Origin of the sequence: Brevibacillus sp. NL20B1 (genome assembly GCF_018195675.1) — a bacterium.
Taxonomy (GTDB): domain Bacteria; phylum Bacillota; class Bacilli; order Brevibacillales; family Brevibacillaceae; genus Brevibacillus; species Brevibacillus aydinogluensis.
Genome location: NZ_JAGTPT010000021.1, coordinates 35,158 through 59,673 on the forward strand (window position 1 = coordinate 35,158; position 24,516 = coordinate 59,673).

The 24,516-nt window shown below is 56.4% G+C and carries 23 protein-coding genes; 11 read left to right on the forward strand and 12 right to left on the reverse strand.

Translation table 11 applies throughout. The features are described from left to right. Window positions 1–33 precede the first annotated feature (33 nt). From KDN35_RS14435 to KDN35_RS14445, 3 genes are all read right to left on the reverse strand, one after another. On the reverse strand, window positions 34–1,059 hold the full coding sequence (locus tag KDN35_RS14435; protein WP_171566376.1) for an asparaginase: 1,026 nt from the start codon (window positions 1,057–1,059) through the stop codon (window positions 34–36). Window positions 1,060–1,430: 371 nt separating this feature from the next. Then, the gene (gene gmd / locus KDN35_RS14440) at window positions 1,431–2,402 is read right to left on the reverse strand and encodes a GDP-mannose 4,6-dehydratase (RefSeq protein ID WP_171566377.1); all 972 of its coding nucleotides are present in this window, start codon (window positions 2,400–2,402) and stop codon (window positions 1,431–1,433) included. Window positions 2,403–2,409: 7 nt separating this feature from the next. After that, window positions 2,410–3,513 (reverse strand): glycosyltransferase, encoded by a 1,104-nt coding sequence (locus KDN35_RS14445; protein WP_212133058.1) that lies wholly within the window; start codon window positions 3,511–3,513, stop codon window positions 2,410–2,412. Between the two features lie 158 nt (window positions 3,514–3,671). Here KDN35_RS14445 and KDN35_RS14450 point away from each other — a divergent pair, with 158 nt between their 5' ends. Beyond that, complete coding sequence (locus tag KDN35_RS14450) at window positions 3,672–5,408, forward strand: phospho-sugar mutase (RefSeq protein ID WP_212133059.1); 1,737 nt, start codon at window positions 3,672–3,674, stop codon at window positions 5,406–5,408. 93 nt (window positions 5,409–5,501) lie between these two features. On the opposite strand, the gene KDN35_RS14455 is transcribed toward KDN35_RS14450, so the two are convergent. The 3 genes from KDN35_RS14455 to KDN35_RS14465 all read right to left on the reverse strand — a co-directional run bounded on the left by KDN35_RS14455 (window position 5,502) and on the right by KDN35_RS14465 (window position 8,281). After that, complete coding sequence (locus KDN35_RS14455) at window positions 5,502–6,215, reverse strand: class I SAM-dependent methyltransferase (protein WP_212133060.1); 714 nt, start codon at window positions 6,213–6,215, stop codon at window positions 5,502–5,504. A gap of 32 nt (window positions 6,216–6,247) precedes the next feature. Next, window positions 6,248–6,892: a class I SAM-dependent methyltransferase gene (locus KDN35_RS14460; RefSeq protein ID WP_171566381.1), complete on the reverse strand. Its 645-nt coding sequence runs from the start codon at window positions 6,890–6,892 to the stop codon at window positions 6,248–6,250. A gap of 126 nt (window positions 6,893–7,018) precedes the next feature. Then, complete coding sequence (locus KDN35_RS14465; protein WP_171566382.1) at window positions 7,019–8,281, reverse strand: glycosyltransferase family 2 protein; 1,263 nt, start codon at window positions 8,279–8,281, stop codon at window positions 7,019–7,021. Between the two features lie 280 nt (window positions 8,282–8,561). On the opposite strand from KDN35_RS14465, the gene KDN35_RS14470 reads away from it, so the two are divergent. Genes KDN35_RS14470 through KDN35_RS14480 form a run of 3 tightly spaced genes read left to right on the forward strand, consistent with a single transcriptional unit; the run spans window position 8,562 to window position 11,373 of the window. Continuing rightward, window positions 8,562–9,278, forward strand: a complete 717-nt coding sequence (locus tag KDN35_RS14470; RefSeq protein ID WP_171566383.1) for an FkbM family methyltransferase — start codon at window positions 8,562–8,564, stop codon at window positions 9,276–9,278. Window positions 9,279–9,284: 6 nt separating this feature from the next. Next, window positions 9,285–10,118 (forward strand): FkbM family methyltransferase, encoded by an 834-nt coding sequence (locus tag KDN35_RS14475; protein ID WP_212133061.1) that lies wholly within the window; start codon window positions 9,285–9,287, stop codon window positions 10,116–10,118. Window positions 10,119–10,131: 13 nt separating this feature from the next. Further along, window positions 10,132–11,373: a glycosyltransferase family 2 protein gene (locus KDN35_RS14480; RefSeq protein WP_171566385.1), complete on the forward strand. Its 1,242-nt coding sequence runs from the start codon at window positions 10,132–10,134 to the stop codon at window positions 11,371–11,373. 136 nt (window positions 11,374–11,509) lie between these two features. On the opposite strand, the gene KDN35_RS14485 is transcribed toward KDN35_RS14480, so the two are convergent. Genes KDN35_RS14485 through KDN35_RS14495 form a run of 3 tightly spaced genes read right to left on the reverse strand, consistent with a single transcriptional unit; the run spans window position 11,510 to window position 15,013 of the window. Further along, window positions 11,510–12,634, reverse strand: a complete 1,125-nt coding sequence (locus tag KDN35_RS14485) for a glycosyltransferase family 61 protein (RefSeq protein WP_212133062.1) — start codon at window positions 12,632–12,634, stop codon at window positions 11,510–11,512. A 37-nt stretch (window positions 12,635–12,671) separates the two neighbouring features. Further along, complete coding sequence (locus KDN35_RS14490) at window positions 12,672–13,619, reverse strand: GDP-L-fucose synthase family protein (protein ID WP_212133063.1); 948 nt, start codon at window positions 13,617–13,619, stop codon at window positions 12,672–12,674. After that, window positions 13,616–15,013: a sugar phosphate nucleotidyltransferase gene (locus KDN35_RS14495; RefSeq protein WP_212133064.1), complete on the reverse strand. Its 1,398-nt coding sequence runs from the start codon at window positions 15,011–15,013 to the stop codon at window positions 13,616–13,618. Before KDN35_RS14495 ends, KDN35_RS14490 begins: the two co-directional genes overlap by 4 nt. Before the next feature lie 244 nt (window positions 15,014–15,257). Between KDN35_RS14495 and KDN35_RS14500 the strand changes: the two genes are divergently transcribed. Together KDN35_RS14500 and KDN35_RS14505 are read left to right on the forward strand one after the other, a co-directional pair. Continuing rightward, on the forward strand, window positions 15,258–16,049 hold the full coding sequence (locus tag KDN35_RS14500; protein ID WP_212133065.1) for an FkbM family methyltransferase: 792 nt from the start codon (window positions 15,258–15,260) through the stop codon (window positions 16,047–16,049). A 211-nt stretch (window positions 16,050–16,260) separates the two neighbouring features. After that, window positions 16,261–17,478, forward strand: coding sequence for a glycosyltransferase family 2 protein (locus KDN35_RS14505; protein WP_171566390.1), 1,218 nt, complete (start codon window positions 16,261–16,263; stop codon window positions 17,476–17,478). Between the two features lie 9 nt (window positions 17,479–17,487). On the opposite strand, the gene KDN35_RS14510 is transcribed toward KDN35_RS14505, so the two are convergent. Continuing rightward, the gene (locus KDN35_RS14510) at window positions 17,488–17,835 is read right to left on the reverse strand and encodes a DUF1360 domain-containing protein (protein WP_171566391.1); all 348 of its coding nucleotides are present in this window, start codon (window positions 17,833–17,835) and stop codon (window positions 17,488–17,490) included. Between the two features lie 49 nt (window positions 17,836–17,884). Beyond that, entirely contained in the window at window positions 17,885–19,264 is a 1,380-nt protein-coding gene (locus tag KDN35_RS14515) for a hypothetical protein (RefSeq protein ID WP_212133066.1), read from the reverse strand. A 152-nt stretch (window positions 19,265–19,416) separates the two neighbouring features. Here KDN35_RS14515 and KDN35_RS14520 point away from each other — a divergent pair, with 152 nt between their 5' ends. The 5 genes from KDN35_RS14520 (at window position 19,417) to KDN35_RS14535 (ending at window position 24,242) form a co-directional block, all read left to right on the forward strand. Beyond that, a complete protein-coding gene (locus tag KDN35_RS14520; RefSeq protein WP_171566393.1) occupies window positions 19,417–20,301 on the forward strand; it encodes a glycosyltransferase in 885 nt (294 codons plus the stop codon). A gap of 155 nt (window positions 20,302–20,456) precedes the next feature. After that, complete coding sequence (locus KDN35_RS14525; protein ID WP_230076676.1) at window positions 20,457–21,728, forward strand: BMQ_0737 family morphogenetic spore coat protein; 1,272 nt, start codon at window positions 20,457–20,459, stop codon at window positions 21,726–21,728. A 51-nt stretch (window positions 21,729–21,779) separates the two neighbouring features. Further along, entirely contained in the window at window positions 21,780–21,902 is a 123-nt protein-coding gene (locus KDN35_RS20125; RefSeq protein WP_283092147.1) for a hypothetical protein, read from the forward strand. A 274-nt stretch (window positions 21,903–22,176) separates the two neighbouring features. Continuing rightward, window positions 22,177–23,520 carry a coiled-coil domain-containing protein gene (locus KDN35_RS14530; protein WP_212133067.1) on the forward strand — a complete coding sequence of 448 codons (1,344 nt, stop codon included), beginning with the start codon at window positions 22,177–22,179 and terminating at the stop codon, window positions 23,518–23,520. Between the two features lie 359 nt (window positions 23,521–23,879). Continuing rightward, a complete protein-coding gene (locus KDN35_RS14535) occupies window positions 23,880–24,242 on the forward strand; it encodes a M67 family metallopeptidase (protein WP_171566395.1) in 363 nt (120 codons plus the stop codon). 105 nt (window positions 24,243–24,347) lie between these two features. On the opposite strand, the gene KDN35_RS14540 is transcribed toward KDN35_RS14535, so the two are convergent. Beyond that, window positions 24,348–24,503 carry a hypothetical protein gene (locus tag KDN35_RS14540; RefSeq protein WP_171566396.1) on the reverse strand — a complete coding sequence of 52 codons (156 nt, stop codon included), beginning with the start codon at window positions 24,501–24,503 and terminating at the stop codon, window positions 24,348–24,350. Window positions 24,504–24,516: the final 13 nt, after the last annotated feature.

The window sequence follows — 24,516 nt, forward strand, 5'->3', positions numbered from 1 at the left end:
AAACCGCAGGTGCGGCCAGGCGGCCATCCGCTATTACGCGCGCAAGTCGATGCTGTCTCGGTTTAGCGCAAATCTGGTTGCGATGCGCCCGACAGCCACCCCACTCATGGTGGTCACGGCCGGCTCCGTGTACGCCGCCAATTCCTCCAACGGGCCGTCCGTCCCGATCCCCAACTGCCGCAGGACTTCGTTTACGACGGCGTAAAGGGCGCGTGCTCCTCCGTCTTCGATCTTGACTGCGATGCCCAGCCCGGTCTGCCGGTCCCCCAGGCAGTAAACCGCTTCCGCCCCCGCCTTGCCGATGACGCGGCCGCGAAACGCGCGCATCAGATCGGTGCAGTAGCGGTGATTGCCGCCGACCATCTCCGGATGGGCAGTCATCGCATCAGTGATGCGGCGGACTGCCTGTCGCCGCTGCGGGGCGGCAATTACGTCCGGTTTGGCCAGCTTCGCGTACGCCCAGGCGCAATGGGACAGCGGCAGACAGTGGACCGGCACGCCGCAGCCGTCCACAGCCAGCGCAATCTTCTCTCGCGGATAGCTGGTCAGGTCGCTGACCGCATCGAGGATGCGCTGCTGGACCGGATGATCCGGGTGATGGTAGGTGGCCACATCTTCGCCCAAATGAACGGCGGTGGCAATCATCCCGGCGTGCTTGCCAGAGCAGTTGCTGTAAACCGGCGTCAGCGGCTTGTCCTCCCGAAGCAGCTGCTTGTAGCTCTCCTCGTCCCGCGGCACGTGGGCTCCGCATTGGAGCGCTGCTTCCGTATGTCCGCAGCGGACCAGCATTGCCAGCGCCCGTTCGCGGTGGCGGAGCTCCCCGCTGTGCGACGCGCAGCATAACGACAGATCGGCTGGCTCCAGCCCGAATCGGTCCGCCGCTCCCGTCTCCACCACCGGGATCGCCTGGATCGGCTTCATGCTGGAACGGGCAAACGTGAGACGGTGAGGATCGCCGTACCAGTACAACAGGGTTCCTTGTGCATCGACGACAGCTACATGGCCGAGGTGAGAACTTTCCACGATTTCCCCTCGGTATACCTTGGCTACTACGTTCATGATTTGTCTCCTTTTGTGTTGAAGTGTTAGAATATGACTCTTCGACATGAGATAGAAGCAACTTTCATGCCACATAACGAATACGTAAAGAAGATTGGAAAAATTCCATACATTATTGCTGTTTGCGCGACTGTGCTCATTGTTTGATGTTTTTTAGGATGTCCTCTTAACCTTAACAGGTTGTCCTAAAGAATAAACAGGTCATGGTTAAGCACAATCAGGTGAACACCTCTGAGTCGGACACCCCATTGTTTTGAAACCGGAACGAAAAAAAACAGCCTTTGGCAAGACTGTTTCCCGGCACATGCCGATGCGTTGATTCACGTTTTTTGCCTGCTGCTTGATGCTCCCTTTATCCCTCAATCAATCCCCTACGCCTGTTTGACTCTCTGCAGATCGGCCTCCACCATCATGTGAATCAGTTCCTGCAATCCCGTCTTGGGCATCCAGCCCAGCTCCCGTTTCGCTTTGGCGGGATTCCCCAGCAGAACGTCCACCTCCGCCGGACGGAACAACTGCGGATCGATCACGAGGTAATCCTGATAATTCAGCCCCACGTAGTCAAAGGCGATCTTGCACATTTCCTCTACCGTCGTGGTGGTTCCCGTGGCGATCACATAATCGTCCGGTTTTTCCTGCTGCAGCATCAGCCACATCGCTTCCACGTAATCACCCGCAAACCCCCAATCCCGCTTGGCGTGAATGTTTCCCAGCCGAAGTTCCTTTTTCCGGCCGGCCACGATTTGCGCAACGGTGTAGGTCACCTTCCGCGTCACGAATTCAAGCCCTCTCAGCGGAGACTCGTGGTTAAACAGGATGCCGTTGCTGGCAAACATGCCAAAGCTCTCCCTGTAGTTTTTCGTCATCCAGTACCCAAACAGCTTCGAAACCGCATACGGGCTGCGCGGGTAGAACGGGGTTTGCTCCGACTGCATCGGTTCCTGGATCAGCCCGTACAGTTCGCTGGACGACGCCTGATACATTTTGATCCCCGGGTCCACCTCGCGAATGGCTTCCAGCATGTGCAGCACGCCCATACCGGTCACCTCGGCGGTCAAAATGGGCTGCTCCCAAGAGGAGCCGACAAAGCTCTGTGCCGCCAGGTGGTATACCTCATCCGGTTTGACCGCCTTGACAGCCCGGATCAGCGACGAGAGATCCAACACGTCTCCGTCCCTGTATTCCACCTCGTCCGCGATGTTCAGGTATTCCAGTCTCCACAGGTTGCTGGTGCTTCGCCGCGGAAGCAATCCAGCCACCCGATATCCTTTTTCCAGCAGAAACTTGGCCAGATAAGCCCCATCCTGGCCGGTGATGCCTGTGATGAAGGCTGTTTTCGTCACGGTCTCGCTACTCCTTTTCCACAAGTGATTGCAGTCTGCGGAAGACGGCCTTTGCGCTGTGTTTCCACGTAAAGGCGGATCGCACCCGCTCGCTGGCCGCGCGCCCCATTTGCTTGACGAGCAAGCGGTTTTCGCTGGCCGCGCGCATGGTTTTTTGCAGGACGTGCTTGTCGACGGACAGCCACCAGGGCGGCGCCACCGTCTCCGGAAGACCTGTACCCTGCGCGGGGAGCTCAACCTCCCTGGCCGGGAGCAAAAAAGCCGTCCGCCCGTCACAAAGATCGCGGCTGGGGCCCTGGTCCGGCGCGATGACGGGAAGGCCGCATGCCATCGCCTCCGCAAGCGGCAGTCCAAATCCCTCTCCCCTGTACGGGTGAACCAGGCAGTCGCATCCCGCATACAAACCCGCCATTTCCTCATCGGAGAGATGCAGGTCCAGATAGACAATGCGCGGGCTGCGCGGCCGGGAAGCTGCTTGACGGATTGCTTCGTGAAACGTCTGTCCTTTGTAAAAGCTGCCTGCCCCGTTGTCCTTGATCACCAGACATACATCGTCATCCGCCGTAAATTCGTCCACATATGCCTCTAGCAAGAGGTCGATCCCCTTGCGAGTGATGGTGCCGCCGACGAACAAAAAGCAAAAACTTGCCGTCCCCACGCGTAGCGGCGCAGCCTCCGGGCGAAAGACCGTTTCGTCGACGCCCAGCGGAATCACCTGGATTTTTTCTTCCGGAATGCCGCAGCGCACGTAGCATTCCTTGTTGTAGGTGCTGTACACCCAAATTTCATCGACGTCTTCCTGTAACGGGATGAACCAGTCGCGCGGAATGGCTCCGTACTCCCAGGCCTGCATGCAGATCCGGCGCTTCCCGGCCGGCTTCACCCACCTGGGCGTCCACTCGTGGACAACCGCAGCGTCTGCATCGGAAAATGGTACAAACGAAGCGGCGCGGCTGGACGGCACCCGTCCGATTTCGTCCGGCGGCACTTCCATTCTCAGGAGAAGGCGAGGATCTCGCTCCAGCTGCCTGCAGAGATTCCGGTTGACAACAGCGATGCTGTGGCCGGCAAATTGCGGCCCGACCCAGTTGACCCTGATTCGCTCGTTCAACGGCTCACCCCCGGACTGCCAAAATGACATTCTTCCTCAATATATGGCACCGGGGCAAGGCCGGTTCCGGTTTTCCTTTGACTGCATCGTTCACCAGGACCGACACCCGGTAATACCCTAACAACAACTGGTACTATCAAGCGGGAGTGAAAACAACGATGACCCAACATTGGCAGGACCACTATCAGCGCTGGATGACGTTCGCCCACCTTGATCCTGAACTGCGCGCCCAGTTGGACAGCCTGCGGGATGACCCCCACACCCTGGAAGACTGTTTTGCCAGACCGATCGCATTCGGAACCGGCGGCATGCGCGGGGAGCTCGGTCCCGGGATCAACCGGATCAATCTGTACACCGTGCGCAAAGCGGCGGCGGGTCTGGCCCGCTATGTGACCGCACACGGGAAAGCAGCGATGGAAGCGGGCGTGGCGATCGCCTACGACAGCCGGCACAAATCCCGGACGTTTGCCGTGGAGTCGGCCAACGTGCTGGGATGGTACGGCATTCGCGTCCATTTGTTTGACCGCTTGTGCCCGACGCCTCTGCTGTCGTTTGCCGTTCGCCATCTGGGAGCGTTTGCCGGCATTGTCATCACGGCGAGCCACAATCCGCCGGAATACAACGGGTTCAAGGTATACGGCGCGGACGGCGGACAGATTACGCCGGCGACTGCCGACATGCTGCTTAGACACATGGAAGAGGCAGGCGACGAGCTGCGGATTGAGACGGCTGAAGAATCGTCGCTTCGGGCGAGCGGCTTGTTGCGTTCGCTTGGCGACGAGCTGCTTAAGGCGTATCTGGAACAATTGCACCGCCGCCGCATCCCGCCCGCCGTCCAACCGGCAGGCGATCCCGTCCGCATCGTGTTCACGCCGCTCCACGGCACCACGTACGAAGCGATCACAAAAGGACTTGACGCCTTTGGCTACCGCCACGTCACAGTCGTGAGGGAGCAGGCCGATCCGGACCCCTCCTTTTCCACCGTCTCCTCCCCCAACCCGGAGGAACATCACGCGTTTGACCTGGCCATTCAGTATGCGAAAACAGTCGGGGCCGACCTGGTTCTGGCAACCGACCCGGACGGTGACCGCCTCGGGGTGGCCGTGAAGCACCCCCAGGGAGACTACGTCGTGCTGACCGGCAACCAGACCGGAGCGCTCCTGCTGCATTACCTGTTGTCGCAAAAACAGCGAAGCGGCGCTCTTCCGGCAAACGGCGTCGTGTTGAAAACGATTGTCACGTCAGAGATGGGACGGGCGATCGCGTCTGATTTCGGGCTGACCACCGTCGACACGCTGACCGGATTCAAATACATCGGCGAGAAACTGGGCGAGTTTGAAAAAACAGGCGCGTACACCTTCCAGTTTGGCTATGAGGAGAGCTGCGGCTACCTGATGGCTGACATCGTCCGTGACAAAGACGCCGTGCAGGCGGCCTTGTTCATCGCCGACGCCTGCGCCTGCCACAAGGCTGAAGGGCGAAGCTTGTACGACGCATTGCTCCAGTTGTACGACAGGTACGGCTACTACAGGGAAGACCTGCATGCGATCACCTGCAGGGGCAAAGACACCATGGCCGCAATGGTATCCACTCTGTCCCGCCTGCGCAGCCGGCCGCTGACGGAGATCGCCGGAAAAAAGGTGGCTGTCGTGGAAGACTACTTGACGGGCGAACGCCACAATATCGCCCTGGGCATAACCGATCTCTTGACCCTGCCGAAAACCGACGCGCTCAAATACGTGCTGGATGACGCATCCTGGTTCTGCGTCCGGCCGTCGGGCACAGAGCCAAAAATCAAGCTGTATGTCGGCGTCAAGGGTGACTCTCTGAAAGAGGCAGACACCAAACTGGCGACGCTCAAGCAAGCGGTCGGACACCTGTTTCAGACCCCATAGCCCGCTTTGTGCGGATCAAAACGACAACGCCTCTAAAGCGGTAACCCACCTTTAGAGGCGTTGCATTATCCGTCTGTGCAACGGGGGCACAACCTAGGATTCCTGCCATTTTTGAAACACGATCAAGCCGTTCCAGTATGTCGGGTGACCGTTGCCGGCCGTCTGGACATCCATCAGGATTCGGTAACGACCGGGCCTGGATGCGATGAAGTCGAGGGTGGCTCGGCGCGGATCGGCCCAGTTTGTATCGTCGACGAGGATGACGCAGCCATCGGCGAAATAAGGTTCGGCGAGCTGCAGCGCCAGCAGCTGATTGTGGTAGTCGTGCGGCCCGTCAAACATGTAGCAGCCGATCTGCTCCTTGTGCACGCGTTGGAAATACTCGACGTAATCCATCTCGTAAAACTTGTGGTTCCCGCTTTTATGCCGTTGAAAGTAATAGTGGAAACGGTCACGCGGTCCGCCGAATGCCGAAAAGTTGTCAATCCCGATGCAGATTTTGTCGGGGTGGTTGACCAGTCCCGCCAAAAACGTGTATCCGTGCCACACGCCGACATTCACGTATGCGTGTCCGGGAGCCATCTGCGAAACGAGGCGGTTCAGGATGGCTCCGATCGCAAAGGTGGACATTTTGGGAATGTCCCACACGCTGCGGATGTTTTCCGTCAACCTTAATCCGTCTGCCGGCAGCACGGTATTGGTTGACTGCAGCGCGAAATCGTCGGCAAAATACATGTTCTCCGGCAGTTGGTCGGTCGGCCGAATCCTGCGAAACGAGATTCCGGCCAAAAAATCGGCAGGGTTCATGCGGACGATTCCCTCCCTTCTCCAGTAACAGCTCAGCCTTGCATCTTCTGAAAGACGCAAATGTTCCATCCCATGTAGATCCGCCTGTACGAGGCAGGCAGTTCCGAAGCGAGGCGGGTGGGTCCCGGCCAGGACGGAACGTCGTCAAACACGACATAGCCTCCGGCCGGCACCATCGGACTCCACGACCAAAAGTCGCGCTTCACCGCCTCGTAATTGTGGTCAGCATCGATAAACAACAGACCGATCGGATTATTCCTGGGAAAATGCCAGGAAGTAGCCCCCGTATCTCCTCGCAGCGGCTGCACACAATCGGCCACGCCGGCGTTGGTGAGATTTTGCAAAAACTCTTCGAACAGCTGGTTTTCCTTATACCCTTTCAATAACGTCTTGCACGTCTGTTCATCAGGTCCCCCGTTTTTCGTGCCCTCCCAGGTGTCAACCGCAAATACGCGGCCTGCGCCCCGGTCTTTGACAGCATGGGCCAGCCAAACGGTAGACCGTCCTTTCCACGATCCCAATTCCACGACCGTGCCGGTAGGCGCATAAAACCGCACGAGCTGGTATAGCACCATGCCCGCTTGATCGCACACCCATCCCTGGATGGGCGCCACTTTTGCCTGTATTTCCAGAAACCGGGCATGCAGTGTGGGCGATTGCATGAAGTGTCCGCTCATTGCCCGCCACCCCCTCACGCAAGTTTTGGCACGTGCTGCCTTGTTTTCCGATGCTGCTATGATATGCATGCATGTTCAATGCGGCGTGTTCGTTGGCGGACGGGCGTGAAAAATAGGTGAGCGGGATCAGAGTCGGGGAACAGGCTGCCTGTTTTCGCGAATCCACTCTCTCAGCCTGTGCTGCTCTTTTGTAAACACACGGTAAAACGCCGCTTCTTCCCGGGACAGGGGCATAATCTCGTAGGCCATAAAACTGCACACTCGCCTGTTTGCCTGACTGTCAGGAAGAATGACATGCCACGAAGAATAGATTTCTACCCGGTTCTCCGCTTGATCGGAATGAAGCGGAATCTCCAGCTCAAACAGGTTTGCGGGTATGCGAACGCTGCCGGCATGCTGACCGTTGAGCATTACGGTCAACTGCTGAATGTTCTGCGGCTGGGCGGGAATATGATGGGGAATTTGTCCCTTGATCAAGAGCGTGTCAAGCGGATGCTCGGGATTGACCTCGATGGACAGGACGAGCTGAATCGGCACCATCCTGTCCGGGTATCGGTTCATGTCCACCAGCTTCGGAGTATTGCCGAACATCTGGTATGCTTTCACATCGCGCAGGATCCGGTAGATTCCGTATTTTCGGTAATGGGGGACGTAATGGTCGGCAAGCCACGTGTTGGAAATGGCCCCGAAGTGTTTCAGACTGGTTTTTAGCACCTCCGGTATTCCGATGGATTCCCACTGCGTGCCCGATTTGCTGGAGCCGTGATATCTGGCGTTGGCCAAAAAGTCATCAATGGTGCCGATGCGATGCGTTTTGGCAATCCGAATCCACAGGTCGTAATCCATGCAGAAATTCAGCTTCTCATCCACTCCGCCTACCTCTTCTATCACCTCTTTCCGGATGAAAGCGGACGGCTGGCAGATGTGACAGCATTCAAACAGTTCGCGGGCGTCGACCGGCAGTTTTGGGGGAAACGGAAAGACGGTAACTTTTTGATTGTATTCGTTGATGACATAGGCTTTGCCGTGAACCATCCCCCATTCGGGATGCGCTAATAGCGCCTTCACGGCTTTCATGACCGCCCCCGCCTCATACGTATCGTCCGAATTCAGCCAGCCGATGATCGCTCCCCTGGCCAACGCCAGTCCCTTGTTGATCGCGTGGGACTGACCCCGGTCAGGCTCGGACACGAAACGAAAGCGCGTGTCAACCTGGCTGAAATGCTCCAATATCGCCAGCGTTTCATCTGTCGATCCGCCGTCAATCACGATGTGCTCCAGATTGGGATAATCCTGCTGCAGCACACTCTCAATCGTTTGGCGGATAAAATGCCCCTGATTGAACGACGGCGTAATGATGCTCACCAAGGGTAGATCTTCCACAGCCACCACATATCCCTCCTTCGTTGTAAGAAGTTATGTTTCCCGGCACGATACGATAACTTATGCAAAGCGAATCCGCGGCGAGACCGGGCGATGTTTCCGGAAAGCAGGACGTGAGGCGGCCTTCATCTGCGGCTGACCGACCGCGGGAGAACGCACAGCGTTTTGAAAAAAAAACTGAAACACGAAGACACTGCTGTCCAAACCATTCGGGTGAAGCGATCATATCCTACTCTATAAGGCAAAATCCGGATGCCAGCCATTTACGATGAGGGGAGAACCTGTAATGGACAATCGTCAATTCCTGAAACACGCCGTCCGCACTGCCTTGGATACGCGCAATTTTGACTGGGTCTTCCGCCAGTTTCCCAACAGATCACAATTGATTGCTCATAAACGAATTGCCCTTGTGCTGGATGTCGGTGCCAATACCGGACAATTCGCCAGCAAATTGAGACAGCAAGGGTATCGCGGCAGAATCGTCTCCTTTGAACCATTGTCCAAGGAATTTGCCCAATTGCAGCAATTGGCCTCCAGCGATCCCCACTGGGACTGCAAGCAGGTGGCGCTCGGCAGTACGGAAGGCCAGGCCATCATCAACATCGCCGGCAACTCCTACAGCAGTTCCCTTTTGCCGATGCTGGACCGGCACGTGATCGGCGCTCCCGATTCGCGCTACGTCGGCAGGGAAACCATCGTCATCACACGTTTGGATACGCTGCTGCCGTCACTGATACACGCGCACGAACGCGTCTACCTCAAGCTGGACGTCCAGGGATACGAATTGGAGGTTCTCAAGGGGGCCCAACGGACGCTGCCCCACGTAGACATCTTGGAAATGGAACTGTCGCTTGTCCCTTTGTACCAGCACCAATTGCTGTATCCGGCCATGATTGACTACGTGGATCGCCTGGGTTTTGATCTGCTCTATCTGGAAAGGGATTTTGCAGACTACACCACAGGGGAAGTGCTTCAGGTTAATGGCATCTTTGTACGGAGGTAGACAGCCATGCACCCTTTTACGCATTCGGAAGTATCATTGAATGACGTCACCATGACGCTTGTGACAAACCTGGAAGATCTGATTTCCGGCGCCGAATTACGGAGCGGGAAGAAGCTGTGGTCGGACGCCCTGGATCACGCGCGAAAAAATCTCAAACCCCATGGCCGGATTCTCTACGCCGGCGGCCATGTCGGCTCAGCGGTGATTTTTCTGGCCAAGGTGGAGCCAACCGCGCTGATCTACTGTTTTGAACCTGACCCGATCAATTTCGCGCTGTTGACGGTGAACCTGGAGATCAATCAGGTGCGCAACGTCCATGCGTTTCCGTTTGCAGCAGGAAAAACACAAGGATTTATTCCTTTTTACAAAAGCGATTGGGATTCATCCGACCACCGCTGCGCCATGCCCCGAATGGACGATCCGGACGTTACCATTTTTCACGACCTCCCCTACCGCATCCCGATCGTGCAGCCCCCGGAATTTCTCAAAGCGTGCTATCGCAGCAAGGCTCCTCGCTCGTTTGACTTGATCGTGACCGACACCCAGGGGGCCGATTTTGACATTTTGGAAGCGTGTTTGCCGATGATTGGCCCGCATACCGGCGTGATTGCGGAGTATTCGCCCTATCACCTGTACCGCCACGGCACTTCCAGGCAGGATGTAGAACGCCTGCTTCGCCTCTTTTCCCGGGCGGAAATCGTAAACTCGCGGGTGGAAAATGTCATGCCCGCCCCCGTTACCGTTGACCAACTGCTTTCGTTTTATGACGAACACTGCGAACAGTACAAAGGCTATGTGGACATCTGGTTGACTGCACGCCAGGACCCAACACACAAATAGGAGAGTGAGGCCCATGGACACCCAATCGCTTCCGCTTGTGAGCGTCATCACCCCCTCCTATAACCACGGAAAGTACATCCAAGAAACGATCGAAAGCGTGCTGAAGCAGGATTACCCGCATGTGGAACACATCGTGATTGACGGCGGATCCACGGACAACACGTTTGCGATCCTGTCCCAATACAACCAGCTAAGCGAAAAATTCACCTTCGTATCCGAACCGGACCGCGGTCAGTCCCACGCGATCAACAAAGGCCTGTCTGTCGCGCGGGGAGAGATAATCGGATGGTTGAACTCGGACGACACGTATATGCCCGGCGCCATCCGCCGAGCGGTTCAAGCCCTGATGGCAAACCCTCACTGGGGGATGGTACACGGAAACGGCTACGTTGCCAACGAGCGAAACCTGCCGGTCAGGCCGTTTCCCGTCAAGCCGCAGGATCGGCTGAAACTGTTTGAACGGTGCAACATCCTGCAGCCTGCCGCCTTCGTCCGCAAACAGGTCTTGTACGATGTGGGAGGGTTGGATGAAACCCTCAGCTTCTGTATGGACTACGATTTGTGGATCCGCATCGCAAAGCGCCACCGCATCGGCTATGTGCCCGAATTCTGGGCAAAAGCCAGGTATCATTCCGCATCCAAATCGGTCACCCAGTGGCCGACGGTAGGACTTCAGGAAGTGTTCCGGACGAGCGCTAAACACTACGGTACCGTGTCAAACGACTGGGTGATGGAATACCTGTACTTCCACCACAACAAAGGCGTGTTTCCGCTGCTGAACTTTTTTCGGGCGCACGCGGTTTTTGGCAACGCACCGCGAATCACAGCGATGAACCGCCACCCGGACATGTGGGTCCCGCCCAATTTTCACGTCTCGATTCAATCCGATCCGCAATCTCCCGCACACACGCTGCTGATCAGGGGCGCAAGACCGGCCGGGCCGTCCGCGTCCCAATCAGCTTTCCTGCATTACGTCATAAACGGCAGCATGACGGGAACAATCGCCGTGAACGGGACGTCATTTACCGTGGAATTTCCGCTCCCGCCGGATCGGACGAACCATGAACTGGACATTTTCGCATCGTGGAACATAAAGCTTGGCTCCCCGGCGCAGCCGCGCGTCGTCAGCTTTTTGGCCGATCAGGTGCTTCCTCTCTCGTATCAGGAGCTGCAGTTTTACCGTGCATATCTGACAAATCCCGCCGGCATCGCGCAGTGGATCAGGGATCATCGCCGCCCGGTTCCCCGGCTGTAAGCTGCAGTCGGCCGCATGCGGCAAGCGGCGCGACTCGCGCATGCCGCGTCATTCAAACCGTTTTGGAAGGAATAATAGACACGGGGTGCTTGGCCCAATGGCAAGCACCCCGTTTTTTCCTTTTCCGCCCCTGTTGCTATGCGCAGCCGGCCAGTTTCAGCAGTCCGGCCAGTCTCTTCAGATCGACGACGATATCGTCTTCGATGTGGTAGCGAATGGACCACACATCGTAGACCAGCTTCCGCTTCCTGCCGATCAGGTAATAGTAATCCAGATCGCAGTGGCAGCTGATCATCCAGTATGTTTGGCGAACCCAGTGAGGAGAGAAGAATTCGATTACTTTTGTTCCCGGCCGGCAGAAGACAATATTGGCAAGGCCCGCCCCATGCGGTGCGACAATCACCTGTGCTGACGCAAACAGGCGCACCTGCTCGGCGACCGAATACTCCTCACAATGGATGCGGGTAAATCCGTGCCGTTCCAGTAGAGCAACCACTTCCTCTTCATTGCGCACGTGTCGGTAACGGGCCCCTGAGCGGCTGATGTAGAGGCGTTCCCCTTTCCCGCCGGACGCGGCTGCACGCCACCCGGCGAACCGTTCGCGCAGAAAGTCGCACACCCATTTTTGCACGTGGCCGGAGTATGCCACCGGCGGAGTAATGACCAGATTGGATGCGCAGATGTGGGTATCGCTTTTGCATTCAATCAGCCGATCGGGTGTTACCCCGAGTGCCGCAAGCGTCTCATCCTGAAACGGCTGGCGCTTTTGATTGATCAGGTATTTGTCGACGGCGATCCCTTCTCGCCGCAAAAGTTCCATCCGCGCCAATACGTCGAACATCCAAAAAAAATAGTTGGAATTGCCCACATATGTCAACAGCGCAGCGGTCCCGGGCAGACGTGTGACGGGCGGCAGATATTCCTGTTCAAAGACGGAATGCTCCTGCGGCAGCCGGTACATCTCATGGGAGACATCCCATACCAGTTTGTTGTCCGGACTGATTACCGCGCCGTTCTCCCCCCACACTCTTCCGTTCGGCATGAAGGCAATGTAGTAGGGCAGCTGTTCGCCATACATCGTCCACATCGAAGGGTCAATCGGCTGCTGGAAACGGCCGGGATCATAGCGAAACGGTTCGACCGGACATTTCCGATACACGCCCGCCGCACTTTTCTGATCCGGATACGCTGCGGCCGCCCAATCCTCCGTGGAGTTGTAAAAATCACGGGGAGGACCGATACCTTCATCCCATCGTTCCATATGTTCCCCTCCGATCAGTCGTAAACGTGCAGAGCTGCTAGCCTCTTTGCGCCCGCTGCGCGACGTACCACGCAATCGTCCTGCGCAATCCCTCGCGCAGCGACACCCGGGCCTGAAATCCGAAGTACTCCCTGGCCTTCCGGACATCGAGACATCTGCGCGGCTGTCCGTCCGGCTTTCCGGTATCCCAGCGTATCTCGCCCGTAAAACCCGTTTCCCTGGCGATCAGCTCCGCCAAATCTTTGATGGAGATTTCCTCCCCCGTGCCGATGTTGACCGGCTGATCGCCGTCGTAATGCTCCGCTGCCAGCACGATGGCTTCCGCAGCATCCTCGACATAGAGAAATTCGCGCGTGACCTGTCCTGTCCCCCAGACCACGATGTGATTCTCGTTACGCTCTTTGGCCTCCACGCATTTGCGGATCAACGCCGGAATCACATGAGACGTCTCCAGATCAAAGTTGTCGCGCGGCCCGTACAGGTTGACGGGAAGCAAAAAAATCGAATTGAACCCGTATTGCTGCCGGTAGGCTTGACTTTGCACCAGGAGCATCTTTTTGGCCAACCCGTAGGGAGCGTTTGTTTCTTCCGGATAGCCGTCCCACAATGTTTCCTCCCGAAACGGTACAGGAGCGTGCTTGGGATAGGAACAGATCGTTCCGCAGGCCACGAATTTTTCCACACCGCCGCGCCTGGCCGCTTCCATCAGATGAATGCCCATGGACAAGTTGTCGTAAAAAAAAGCCCCCGGATTTTTGCGGTTTGCTTCTATTCCTCCAACCGAAGCCGCCAGGTGAATGATCAAATCAGGCTTTGTCTGCTCAATAAGCGACATGGCTGTTTGCTGATTGCGCAAATCGTAATCGCGGCTTCGCGGTACAATGATCCGGCTGCAGCCTGCCGCCCTCAGCCGTTCCACCACATGGGAACCGAGAAAGCCCGAGCCTCCGGTCACCATGATGGTCTTGTCAATCCAGCGTTTCATGCTCCTCCCTCCAGCTGGTCACGGTTTACCCGCTCCATGATCTCTTCCCACGAGAGACACAGGCGGACGATGTCGTCTTCCACCAGGCTGTCTCCCATCTGCACTTCGATGATATCCAGATCGGCAGTGGCCTTGATCGCGTGCTTGGCCCCGACCGGAATTTCCAGCACATCCCCGGCCTGAACATGCCGCAGGCGATCGTCCAACACAAATTCACCCTCGCCGGCGACAATTACCCACACTTCTGAGCGATGACGGTGATACTGGTAGCTCAAATTCCGCTCAGCATGGATGTGAAGCCGCTTTGTCAATACCTCGGCCCCGCTGTCCGTGGTCTGGTAACCGATCGCTTGATACCACCCCCAGCGCCGTTCTTCAAACATCGGACGGTGGTTCCACTCTTTCGCAATATCTTTGATGCGGTGACTTTTCGCTTTATCCGATACCAGGATGCCGTCAGGACTGGCCGCCACCACCACGTCGGACGTTCCAATGACGACAATCGGCAGGTCCAATTCATTGATCACGTGGGTATTGGTACATCCGTTGTCCAGGTGCCCTTTTCCGACGAGATTCACGGTCATTTCCTCCGTGATCGTGTTCCAGGTGCCCAGATCCTTCCACTCTCCGTCGTAGGGAACGACGACGACTCGTTCCGCTTTCTCCACCACTTCGTAGTCAAAACTGATCGCGGGCAGCCGGTCGTACTGCTGAATCAGCGCGTCGTACTCAACGGGGTATCCTCTTTTCTCCAATTCCTTGATCATCGTTTCCAGGCGAAACGCAAACACGCCGCAGTTCCAGAGCGCGCGCCGCTTCAGCAGCCACTTTGCCTGCTCCTCAGACGGTTTTTCCGTAAACGAAAGGACGCGGTACATCTGCGGCTGTATCTTGTCTGCTTTTGATTCAGCAGGGACGATGTAGCCGTATTTGCTGGACGGATACGTTGGCGTAACCCCGATCAGCGCAAGATCGGCTCCCGATTGGTCGAGCACGTGCTCCAACTGCTTGATCAGCGCGAAAAAATCTTCCCCGACGTAGGGATCGACGGGCATGACCGCAACCGTTTCCTGAAGGCCCACGCCCTCTCTGGAATACAAAAAGCTGGCGGCCAGTGCGATCGCAGGAAACGTGTCCCGCTGCTTGGGTTCAAGGATGAGCGGCACCGCCGTCCCCAACTGGTTCACGATCATGTCCGCCTGCGTTTTGCTGGTGGAAATGTACAGAGAATCGAGCAAGCCGTTGGCAGCCAACTGCCTCCACAGCCGTTGCACCATGGATTCCAACTCGCCGTTCGGATTGCGCAGCATTTTCAAAAACTGTTTGGACCGTACATCGTTTGATAACGGCCACAGTCGCTTTCCGGACCCTCCTGATAGCAATATGAGTTTCATCCACTGCACCTCTGTCCGATTTTTGTCTTGGCCTGCACTATTTTATGAACAAGGAAAGAGGGGTGATATTGAAACGGACAAAAATAGGTATTCTCTCTTCCGCCGGGATGAACGGCCGCATGATGAAGCTGTCCCGTTTCAAAACGACTGTGTTGCACATATCATATTCAATGGCACAGTGACACGAGTCTCTTCCACCAAACTCTGCATGACCTGACGGGGTCATGAAAGGAGAGGAACGGGTTTGTATCCTTTTTCGATCGCACACGTGACGTTGAACAATCTCACCATGCAGCTGATCACCCATCTCGACGACAAAGTGGCGGGAGCCGGTTTTCGCAGCGGAAACCGCCTCTGGAGCGATTCGCTGGAGCATGCGCGGAGCCTGTTAAAGCCGAAATGCCGTGTTCTCTATGCCGGGGGCCATCTTGGCTCGGCGGCCATCTATCTGGCAAAGGCTGAGCCGTCGGCGACCATCTACTGCTTTGAGCCTGACCCGCTCAATTTCGCTCTGTTGACGGTGAACCTTCACCTCAACCAGGTTCAGAACATTCATGCGTTTCCCTACGCGCTGGGAAAAAGCGGGCAGTACATCTCGTTTTTCAAGAGCGCCTGGGACTCGTCCGATCACCGCTGTGCGATGCCGAAAAGCAGCGACATGGAAGTATCGATCTTCCGCAGTCTGCCTTACAAAATCCAGATGGTGAACCCCGTGGAGATGTTCAGCAATTGTTACGGCTTCACCGTTCCCCCGCTGATGGATCTGATCGTGATTGACACGCAAGGGGCCGACTTCGCCATTATCGAAGCGTGCCTGCCGCTGGTGAGCAAGGACACGACGATCATCGCGGAGTACTCCCCGTATCACCTGTACCGGTACGGCACCACGAGGGAAGACGCCGCGCGGGTGCTCAAGCATTTTTCGCGGATCTCGCTGAGCCGGGAGCAGCCTGCTACCGTCCAGCAGCTGTTGGCGATTTACGACGACTACTACGCCCAGTACAAAGGCTTCTACGACATCTGTCTGAGAAAGTGAAAGGAGGCTTTCTTACATGGGAGGAACATGGACCGAGTCGTTCATGCTCTTTAACGTCCCGCTGGAAGCCAAATTTCCGCAATCCCGGATTGGTGCCGGATTATTTGTAACCGCACCGCATGACGATGGGAAATAGCGCAAAAAGGGAGGCCGAGTGCATTGACCCGGGCCCCCTTTTTGCCGCATTTCATTTTGGAAGGGAGTGAGACGTATGTCCCAACAGGATCTTCCTCTCGTCAGCATCATCACCCCCTCCTACAATCAGGCGGGCTTTATCGCGGAAACGATCCAGAGCGTTTTATCCCAGGACTACCCGAACATCGAGCACATCGTGGTGGACGGAGGATCAACGGACGGCACAGTTGCCCTCCTGCAGCAGTACAGCAGCACTCTGGGGGAGCGGTTTCGCTTCGTGTCCGAGCCTGACCGGGGCCAGTCCCACGCGGTCAACAAAGGAGTAGCCATGGCAAAAGGGGAGATTATCGGTTGGTTGAACTCCGACGATACGTACGTGGCGGGAGCGGTCAGGAAAGCCGTGCAGGCATTGCGGCAGCATCCGGAATGGGCAATGGTGCATGGCAATTGCTTCGTCATCAACAAAAACAGTCGTGCCTCTTCTTCGCTCACGGTCAGCACCGCCACGCTCCAACGCCTGTATGAGAGCTGCTGTGTCTGCCAGCCTGCCGCGTTTTTCCGCAAGCACGTGTTTCAACAGCTGGGGGGTGTGGACGAATCCCTTCATTTTTGCATGGATTACGACTTGTGGATTCGCATAGCCAAACACTACACCATCGGCTACATCCCCGAGCATCTGGCAAATACCCGCGTTCACGAAAGCTCCAAAACTGCAACCCAATGGCACTCGGTCGGGATTCCGGAAGTCCTGCAAACCGTCGTCAAGCACTTCGGCTCGATCTCAAATACGTGGATGAGGTACGCGGCTCCCTACCTGCGCATGGGCACCTACTCCCTGCTGCGCCAAATCAAGGCCAACGCCGCCCGCAAACAGACTCCCAAGGTCACGCACATGAACCGGTACAAGGATTTGTGGGTCCCCCCCATGTTCACGGCAACGGTGGAAGCAGATCCGAGCAGTCCGGCCCACCTCTTGCTGGTCAAGGGAAGATCATCCCAGCACATCCCGTCCCCATACGAGCAGGGGGTCCATTTCCAGTGTTCCGTCGTGGTCAACGGACGGCTGATGGCTGTGCACCAGATCACAAAACCATCGTTTTCATTGGAGATACCGCTTGACAAAAGCCGGTTGAAAAACGACGTGGCCATCTTTTCGTCGCGGTTTATCTCTCTTGAAAATCAGGTGTACCCGATGAAGCGGCAGGTCAGCTTCATCGCGGAGGATGTGCTTCCTCTATCCCAGGACGAAGCACGGCTCTATCAAACTATTCAGCATGCGTCCCGCACGCCATAGCCGCAACCGTCACCCCGTGTACAACTTGGTCTCGATTACGGCCGCTGCACCTGCGACAGCGAGAAGCAGCAGCAGAGGAAAGGCGGCCGGTACATAGACGTAAAGCGCGACGACTGCCGCTGCCGCCCAAATGCCTACGCACCAATGGCAGCTGAGCAGCATGCCGAGCCAGCGGCGCAAGCCTTCCCCGTGAAATTCGATATGCCGGATCAGTTGACCGACAGCGTCGGTCTCATACTTCTCCGTAAAGAAAGGCGCTCTCAGAAACGCAGTGATTTCGTCAAACACGATCAAGTGGGTCAGGCGAAAACTGGCCAGCACCAGAATCGCCAAATCCAGCCACGAGACGCCTTCCATACATCCCACTCCTTTTCCTGATACGTTCTTGGTTCTTTACCTCTTACGCTTACAAGGAAAGGGCGATCCGGTTATTGGCCGCAAACTGCAGCCCCTGTTCCTGAAAGAATACATAGCCCTCGACCGTCACGGTGTTTCCGGTTTCCGGTTTGGTGACGGAGAACTGGAAATTCTGAAACATCTCGGTTGTGTTCGGCTCAATCCTCACGGGATGAATCGGTGCCATCCAGTACTCCCCTCGTTCTTTCGCCTGCGTAAACCAGTCATTCTCCAGATACCGCCACCCTTTGATCCCTGCAGAACTTTGCACGGCGAGCGTTTCCACCAAATTGGGCGGCAGGATTTGTCCCCCCATCTTGATGCTGTCAGGCGGATCGGCGCGAAGGCAGACAACCGGATTGTACAGCGCTTCTGTTCCCGTATTTTTTACGCAAATATTGCCGATGAGCAAAAACGGCCGGTTTTCGACATCGGACCGCAGCACGGTGTAGTCGAAAAACACCTCTGCTTCCAGCCGCCTTGCTTCCGCCTGCCGGAACGTTTCCGCCAAAGGGACAGCTTCCTGCACAGTAACTTGCGGCTCCGCCTCGTCCGTCCTGGCTTCAGCCGTGTCAGGATCAGGCTGCACATCGATTGTCTGTGCGCCCAAGGCCGCCTCTGTCTCCAGAGGTTCCGTTGGAGCCGCTTCCTGCTGTTCGTTCACCCCGGCGGCGCTGTATGCGTCCGTTTCCTCCCCCGCATTCTTTGCTGCATCTGCCGAATCCGCCTCTTCCGCAGCAGCGCTGCCCCCAAACGCTTTCAGCAGATGGCGCGACAGGTATGACAGCGGTGAGATACGCAGACCGGTGAGAAAGTAATGAAGGATTCCGGAAGCGAGAAAAAAGGCGATGCATTCTGCGTACGCCTTGCGCTGCTGTTCATCCGTTCCCTGAGGGAGTTGAAATTGAACCGCGATACCGGAGGAAGCAGAGCGGGCTTCCCGCAGCAGTTTTACCACGCAGTTGATCCCTGTTTGCTTCAGTTCATGGTGGAGGCAGTCAACCAGCGTCCTGCGTGACTCGTTTTCGCTGCGAAACACGATCAACTTGGGGGAGACGGATGCGCGGATCTCCTTGACGCTAAAGCGGATCGCCACATCTTTTTTGAGAATCTTCGCCGGTTCTCCGATCACGACCTCTGCCCCGTACTCGGACAGAAACGCCTGCACCCTGTTCAAAATCTCACATTCGTAGGAGGCGTCTTTTCCGGCTTTTCCCACCGCCAGGACACAGACTCTCCCCTTTAGCCCGGAATCGAGCTCAATCCGCTTCTGTTCGGCATCCCATCTGAGCTGAAAGCCATTCTGTTTGCAGAACAGGCGAAAGGCGGGAACCGACATGTACGGTATGGTCCCGCTGCGCTGTCCCGCGTAATATACCTCGACGTCCATGCGATTCACTCCTCCAATGGGTATTTCCCCATCCGCTGTCTAGTGTATGAACAGCCGGCACCATGCGTGAGACGTGAAGCGGTCATTTTCCGAGAAGACGGGTACCCCCTTCTTCGTTCTGCCATACCATGTCAGGAGAAAGGAGTGATCCCATGTCGGACGAACACCTGCCGTTGGTTTCCGTCATTTTTCCGGCCAAAAATGAGGGAAACAACGTGCGCACCACGCTTGAATCGCTTCGCGCCGCGAAAACGCGCTATCCGTATGAGATCATCGTGGTGGATGACGGTTCTTCAGACAACTGCTGCGCCTTTTTGCAAACAGAAGAACAGAATGGCCGGGTCAAGCTGATCACCACGCCTGGAATCGGCGCAGCTGCTGCGAGAAATCTGGGAGCGGAACACGCCAAAGGCACCTATCTGATTTTCTGTGACGCCCATCTGACGTTTCCGAATTACTGGATCGACGGTCTCGTCGATCTGATCAAGTCCGGGCGCACCGATGCGGTATCTCCCGCCATCGCGTCGATGCAGGAGCCCCACAAGGTCGGCTACGGCCAGACGCTTGACCAGCGATTGGGCGTAGTCTGGACCCGGCATGTAAACCGACCGGAACCATCCGCCATCCTCCCCGGCGGCTGTCTGGCCATGCCGAAACACGTCTTTATGGACATCGGCGGTTTTGACAGAGGGTTTCGCGTCTGGGGCTTTGAAGACATCGAAATTTCCATAAAATTATGGTTGTTTGGTTACCGCTGCCATGTACAACCCTCGGTCAAAATCCTCCACCTGTTCCGAAAAGCCCATCCGTACAAAGTGGAGTTTGAGCATGTGTACTACAACATGCTGCGAATGGCGTACAGCCACTTTAACGAATCGCGGATTGCAGCTTGCAAGAAACTGATCATCCACGCCGATCCCAACCGGATTGAGCGCGAGGTGCTGCAATGCGGGGCCGTGGCCCAGCGTCTGCGGTATTTCGCCCGTCGCAAATACGACGACGACTGGTTCATGCGCCAGTTCGCCATTCCTTTCTAAACAGAAGGGCACGAAGCGAAGGCTGCGCGAAAAATGGGCATTCGTTGACAAGCAAATCTCCCGCTGCCTCCATAGTATGTAATGCAAAATCAAATACCCTATAGAAAGGAAGGGTTGTACTGGTGCATAAAGTGAAGCCCATCAGGGGTTACCAAGTGCCGACACCTACACCGACGCCAACCGCACCTCCGCCGATTCCCAACAATCTGCAGGAAGAGTGCATCCGCGTTCAAAAGGTGTACGACTGGGTTGTATTTGCCAACAGGGACCGCAACAAGGTTCCCATTCCAGACGACTGCCGGCCGTTGGTTGACGAAGCCATCCGTGCGGGACAGGACATTACGATTCAGTGCGTGGAACCGATCGTACCGCCGCCGTTCCCGCTGATTCCGAAACCGCAACCCACGATTTCGCCCGAATTTTCCTGCCGTGTCATCGGCATTCGCCGTGAGACGATCACGGTTGGCGGTGCTACCGTCCGCGTAGGCGTTGTCCGGTTCCTGTTCGGTGCTACTGTGTTGCTTCGCATTTTTGCTGATGGTACGTTCCTGTGCGAATTCCCGGCGACCATCCAGTTTGATGACGAAGTGGTGCTCTGCCTGCCGGAGCCGCTGGACGAAAACAACATTCTCTGCCGGATTACCGCAATCGAGTGCACGCCGATCGGCAGCGTTCTGCTCGGCGGCATGGTAGAATTGGAGATCACGATCTGCAAGGAAATCCAGGTGGAAGCGGAAGTAAAACTGGAGGTACTGGCCAAGTTCTGCGCACCGCGTCCGAACGACATCCCGGTACCGACACCGTCCCCCGGTCCTGGTTTCCGCTGCCCGCCGATCGTCTTCCCGCCGCAGTGCCCGACGATCTTCCCGCGTGCGAACTGCGACTGCCAGGCTACAGTCAATACGCTGCTTACCGGCGTAACAGTAAGCCTCGGCCTGCCGCCGCTGGCACCGGTAGAAATCGGTACCGTACAGTTGATCGCCGACATCTGCCCGAGCTGCAATCCGTCGGCCAGCACGTTCACTTTCAACTTCTTCGATACGCCTGGTCCGACACCGCTGCCTGACGTCATCCCCGGCGACCAAAGCTTCAGCCTCACGCCAACGACGATCAGCTCGCCGACGTGCATCACGGTTCTGCCGGACCTTGGTCTGGGAATCGTTCTGCCGACCATCCTCCTCGGTCTTGTCGTTACCGGTACCGGCGTGAGAACGTTCACGGCAACAGGCACGCAAGAAACGGTGAACTACACGCTCGTCTTGGCCGAAACCGGTCTGGGGCTGCCGGACGTCGTGCTCCTGCTGCTGACCAACGGAGCCGGACTCCCCATCTTCTCCGCAGCACTTACGATTGTCCCCGACGAGCAGCTGCTGGTCCAAGACTGCGTAACGTTCCCGGATGTAATCCCGACGCCGTCCATTCCGTAATTCGCCAGAATCGATACAAAACGGGAGAAGAGTTGCTCTTCTCCCGTTTGTGTGTTGACAAAGTGGCCGTTGCAAGGAGAACACGTTTCCGTCATCCGCTCCGTGCTCGCCCAGCAAGGAAGCACAAACTGCTCGCTCCGCATCGATTTGCGGGGGATCGCCAAAGCCGCATAGCTACGCAGCCTGTTCAACGGTGGCGATCCTTTTACCCGCAAATCGCAGCTCCGCTCGGTAGGGCTCACAAGTCGCTCTGCCTGGAAACGTGCTTCTCCTCGGTACAACCGGTTTGTCTTCAGTACGACGGGAGAAGAGTTGCTCTTCTCCCGTTTCTGTTTTAAGTGAAACATATACTCGGCCGTAACAGCCTAACTCTTCTCCGCTTTTTCACACTTCCCGCTCCCTTACATATGTCTATAGGGGAACACACACTGCAAAGGAGGAACGTACGGTGCTGAAAAAAAAGACCTCCAGCAAAGCGAAGCCGGAGAAGGAAAAGCTTCTCCTGCTGAAGCGGCAAGCGCAGTTTTTTGAAGCGAAAGCGAACCAGTACTACGAAGAACTACAGCTTGCCAGCAAAAAACTGAAGGAACTGCGGGACCGGGAAGAATGGCACAACCAGCACCTGGAACAGGTAAAACGATCACTGACAGAGCAACAGCGCAGGGCAGACGAATTGAACCGCGTGGTGGCCGAACTGAAAGACCGGGTGCACGAGCTTGAACAACTCGAGGCAAGTCAGCTTGTCCTGCTTGAACAACGGGACCAAACCATCGCCTATTACAAGGAAAAGGAGGCGGAATGGCAGAAAACCCTGGAAGAGTGGAGGGAAATCGTAAGGGAAGCCCAGGGGGCGATGCTTTCAGAGGACGTTGCGCAGCTGCTGCAGCAAAAAGACGACATCATCGCCTACTATCAGGCCAAAGAGGCGGAGTGGAGCGAAAAATGGGAGTTGTTGAACCAAGAAGTCAAGGTGCACCAGCAGCAAACAGCCGACGATGCCCAGCGCATCAAGCAGCTGGAAGAAACCATCGCCAGCTACCAAACAAAAGAAGCCGAATGGCAGGGAGCGCTTGAAGAACTGACGCAGCAGCTTCACCAGCGAGACGACATCATCGCCCGCTATCAGGCCAAAGAGGCGGAGTGGAGCGAAAAATGGGAGTTGCTGAACCAAGAGCTCAAGGAGTACCACCAACAAACAACCGACGATGCCCAGCGCATCAAGCAGCTGGAAGAGACCATCGCCAGCTATCAGACAAAAGAAGCCGAATGGCGGGTAGCGCTTGAAGAACTGACGCAGCAGCTTGAATCTTCCCGGCAAAACGAGGAAGCGCTGACGCAGTTGCTTCACCAGCGGGACGACATCATCGCCCGCCATCAGGCCGAGAAATCAGAATGGCAGCAGCAGATTGATGAATTACAGCAAAAATTGATACACGCATCGACTCAATCGGAGCGGGAAGAAACCTATCAGCAGCAGCTGAAGGAGAAGGAAGAAGTGATCGCCCGCTTGCAGGCGCAGGAAGCGGAATGGCAGCGGGAACGCCAGGAGTTGAAGAAGACGATCAAAGACTTGCAGAAAAAAGAAGAAAAGTACCGGCAGGCCATCCACGATTACCAGTCACGCGAATCGCGAAGCAAAAAAGGGATGGAATCCCCTGCTGCTGCCCAGCAACAGCAACTGGCAGCGGGAGGCACGCCCGTGTTGAGACTGCCGTCCAACAGCGCTCACGCCTCTTTTCTCAAACCGCACACGTCTGCAGTCACTGCCTTTAATCCCTTTAAAAACGCGTAACCATGCACCCAGACCGCCCGTCCTTTCCCCGACTGCACTCCGCTGTGCAACCGCCGTTCCCTTCCTTTCCGCCGACGAATACATCATAGTATACGCCGAAGGAAAGGAAGGGATTTTCATGACACCGGATCAGATCCGCGCACTCTACAGACAACGGCAAATGAGGCCTGTCCACACGCACCCCCATCTTCCGAGCAACAGTCAGCAGCACGTATCCCCTCCAGGACATACCGGATGGGGCAAGTCGCACGTGGTCAAATCGTTGCCGCAACGAAGATCGGGCGGTTGCTGCGGGAGGCGTTTCAAGCCGTAGTCCCATAGGCATCGTCCTGCCGCTGGCTTATCATGTGTGGCGAGAGATGGTTGTCCACTGCACTGCTGAACAGCCCTATGAAGCATGTGGACTGCTGTCGGGGAGATGCGGACGGGCGGAGACCATTTGGAAGATGGAGAACGCCGATAAAAGCCCCTTCTCGTTTTCCATGAGAGAGGAACAGATTCGCCAGGTCTTTGCCCAAATGGAACAGAGAGGGGAACGTCTTGTCGCCATCTACCACTCTCATCCGGCCGCTCCCGCTTATCCATCGCCGTACGATATCGAGCACGCCTGTTATCCGGAGACTGCCTATCTGGTCCTGTCCCTTGCCGGACAACAGCCGGTTCTGGGATGTTTTCGCATCCACGGCAAACAGGTGACGCCGCTCAGATGTATCCTTTATTGAGTGACGTTGGTCTTGATTGACCGGGCATGTCCCATCTCTTCACAGTCGCGAAACAGTATATAGAAAAGTTGGGAAGCGGGAGCCGTGGCTCCCGCTTTTTTGTCGTCAGGAAAGCTGCTCCGCTTTCGTCAGCACCTCCGCTTTTTCCCAACTGACAAAGGTGTCCTCCCAGAATATTTGATACCATTCCCCGTTCACCGCGATGACGATTCCTCTGGCTCCGTCACGGGTGTAGACAACGCATTCCCCCGGCTTAAACATGTTCCACCGTCCA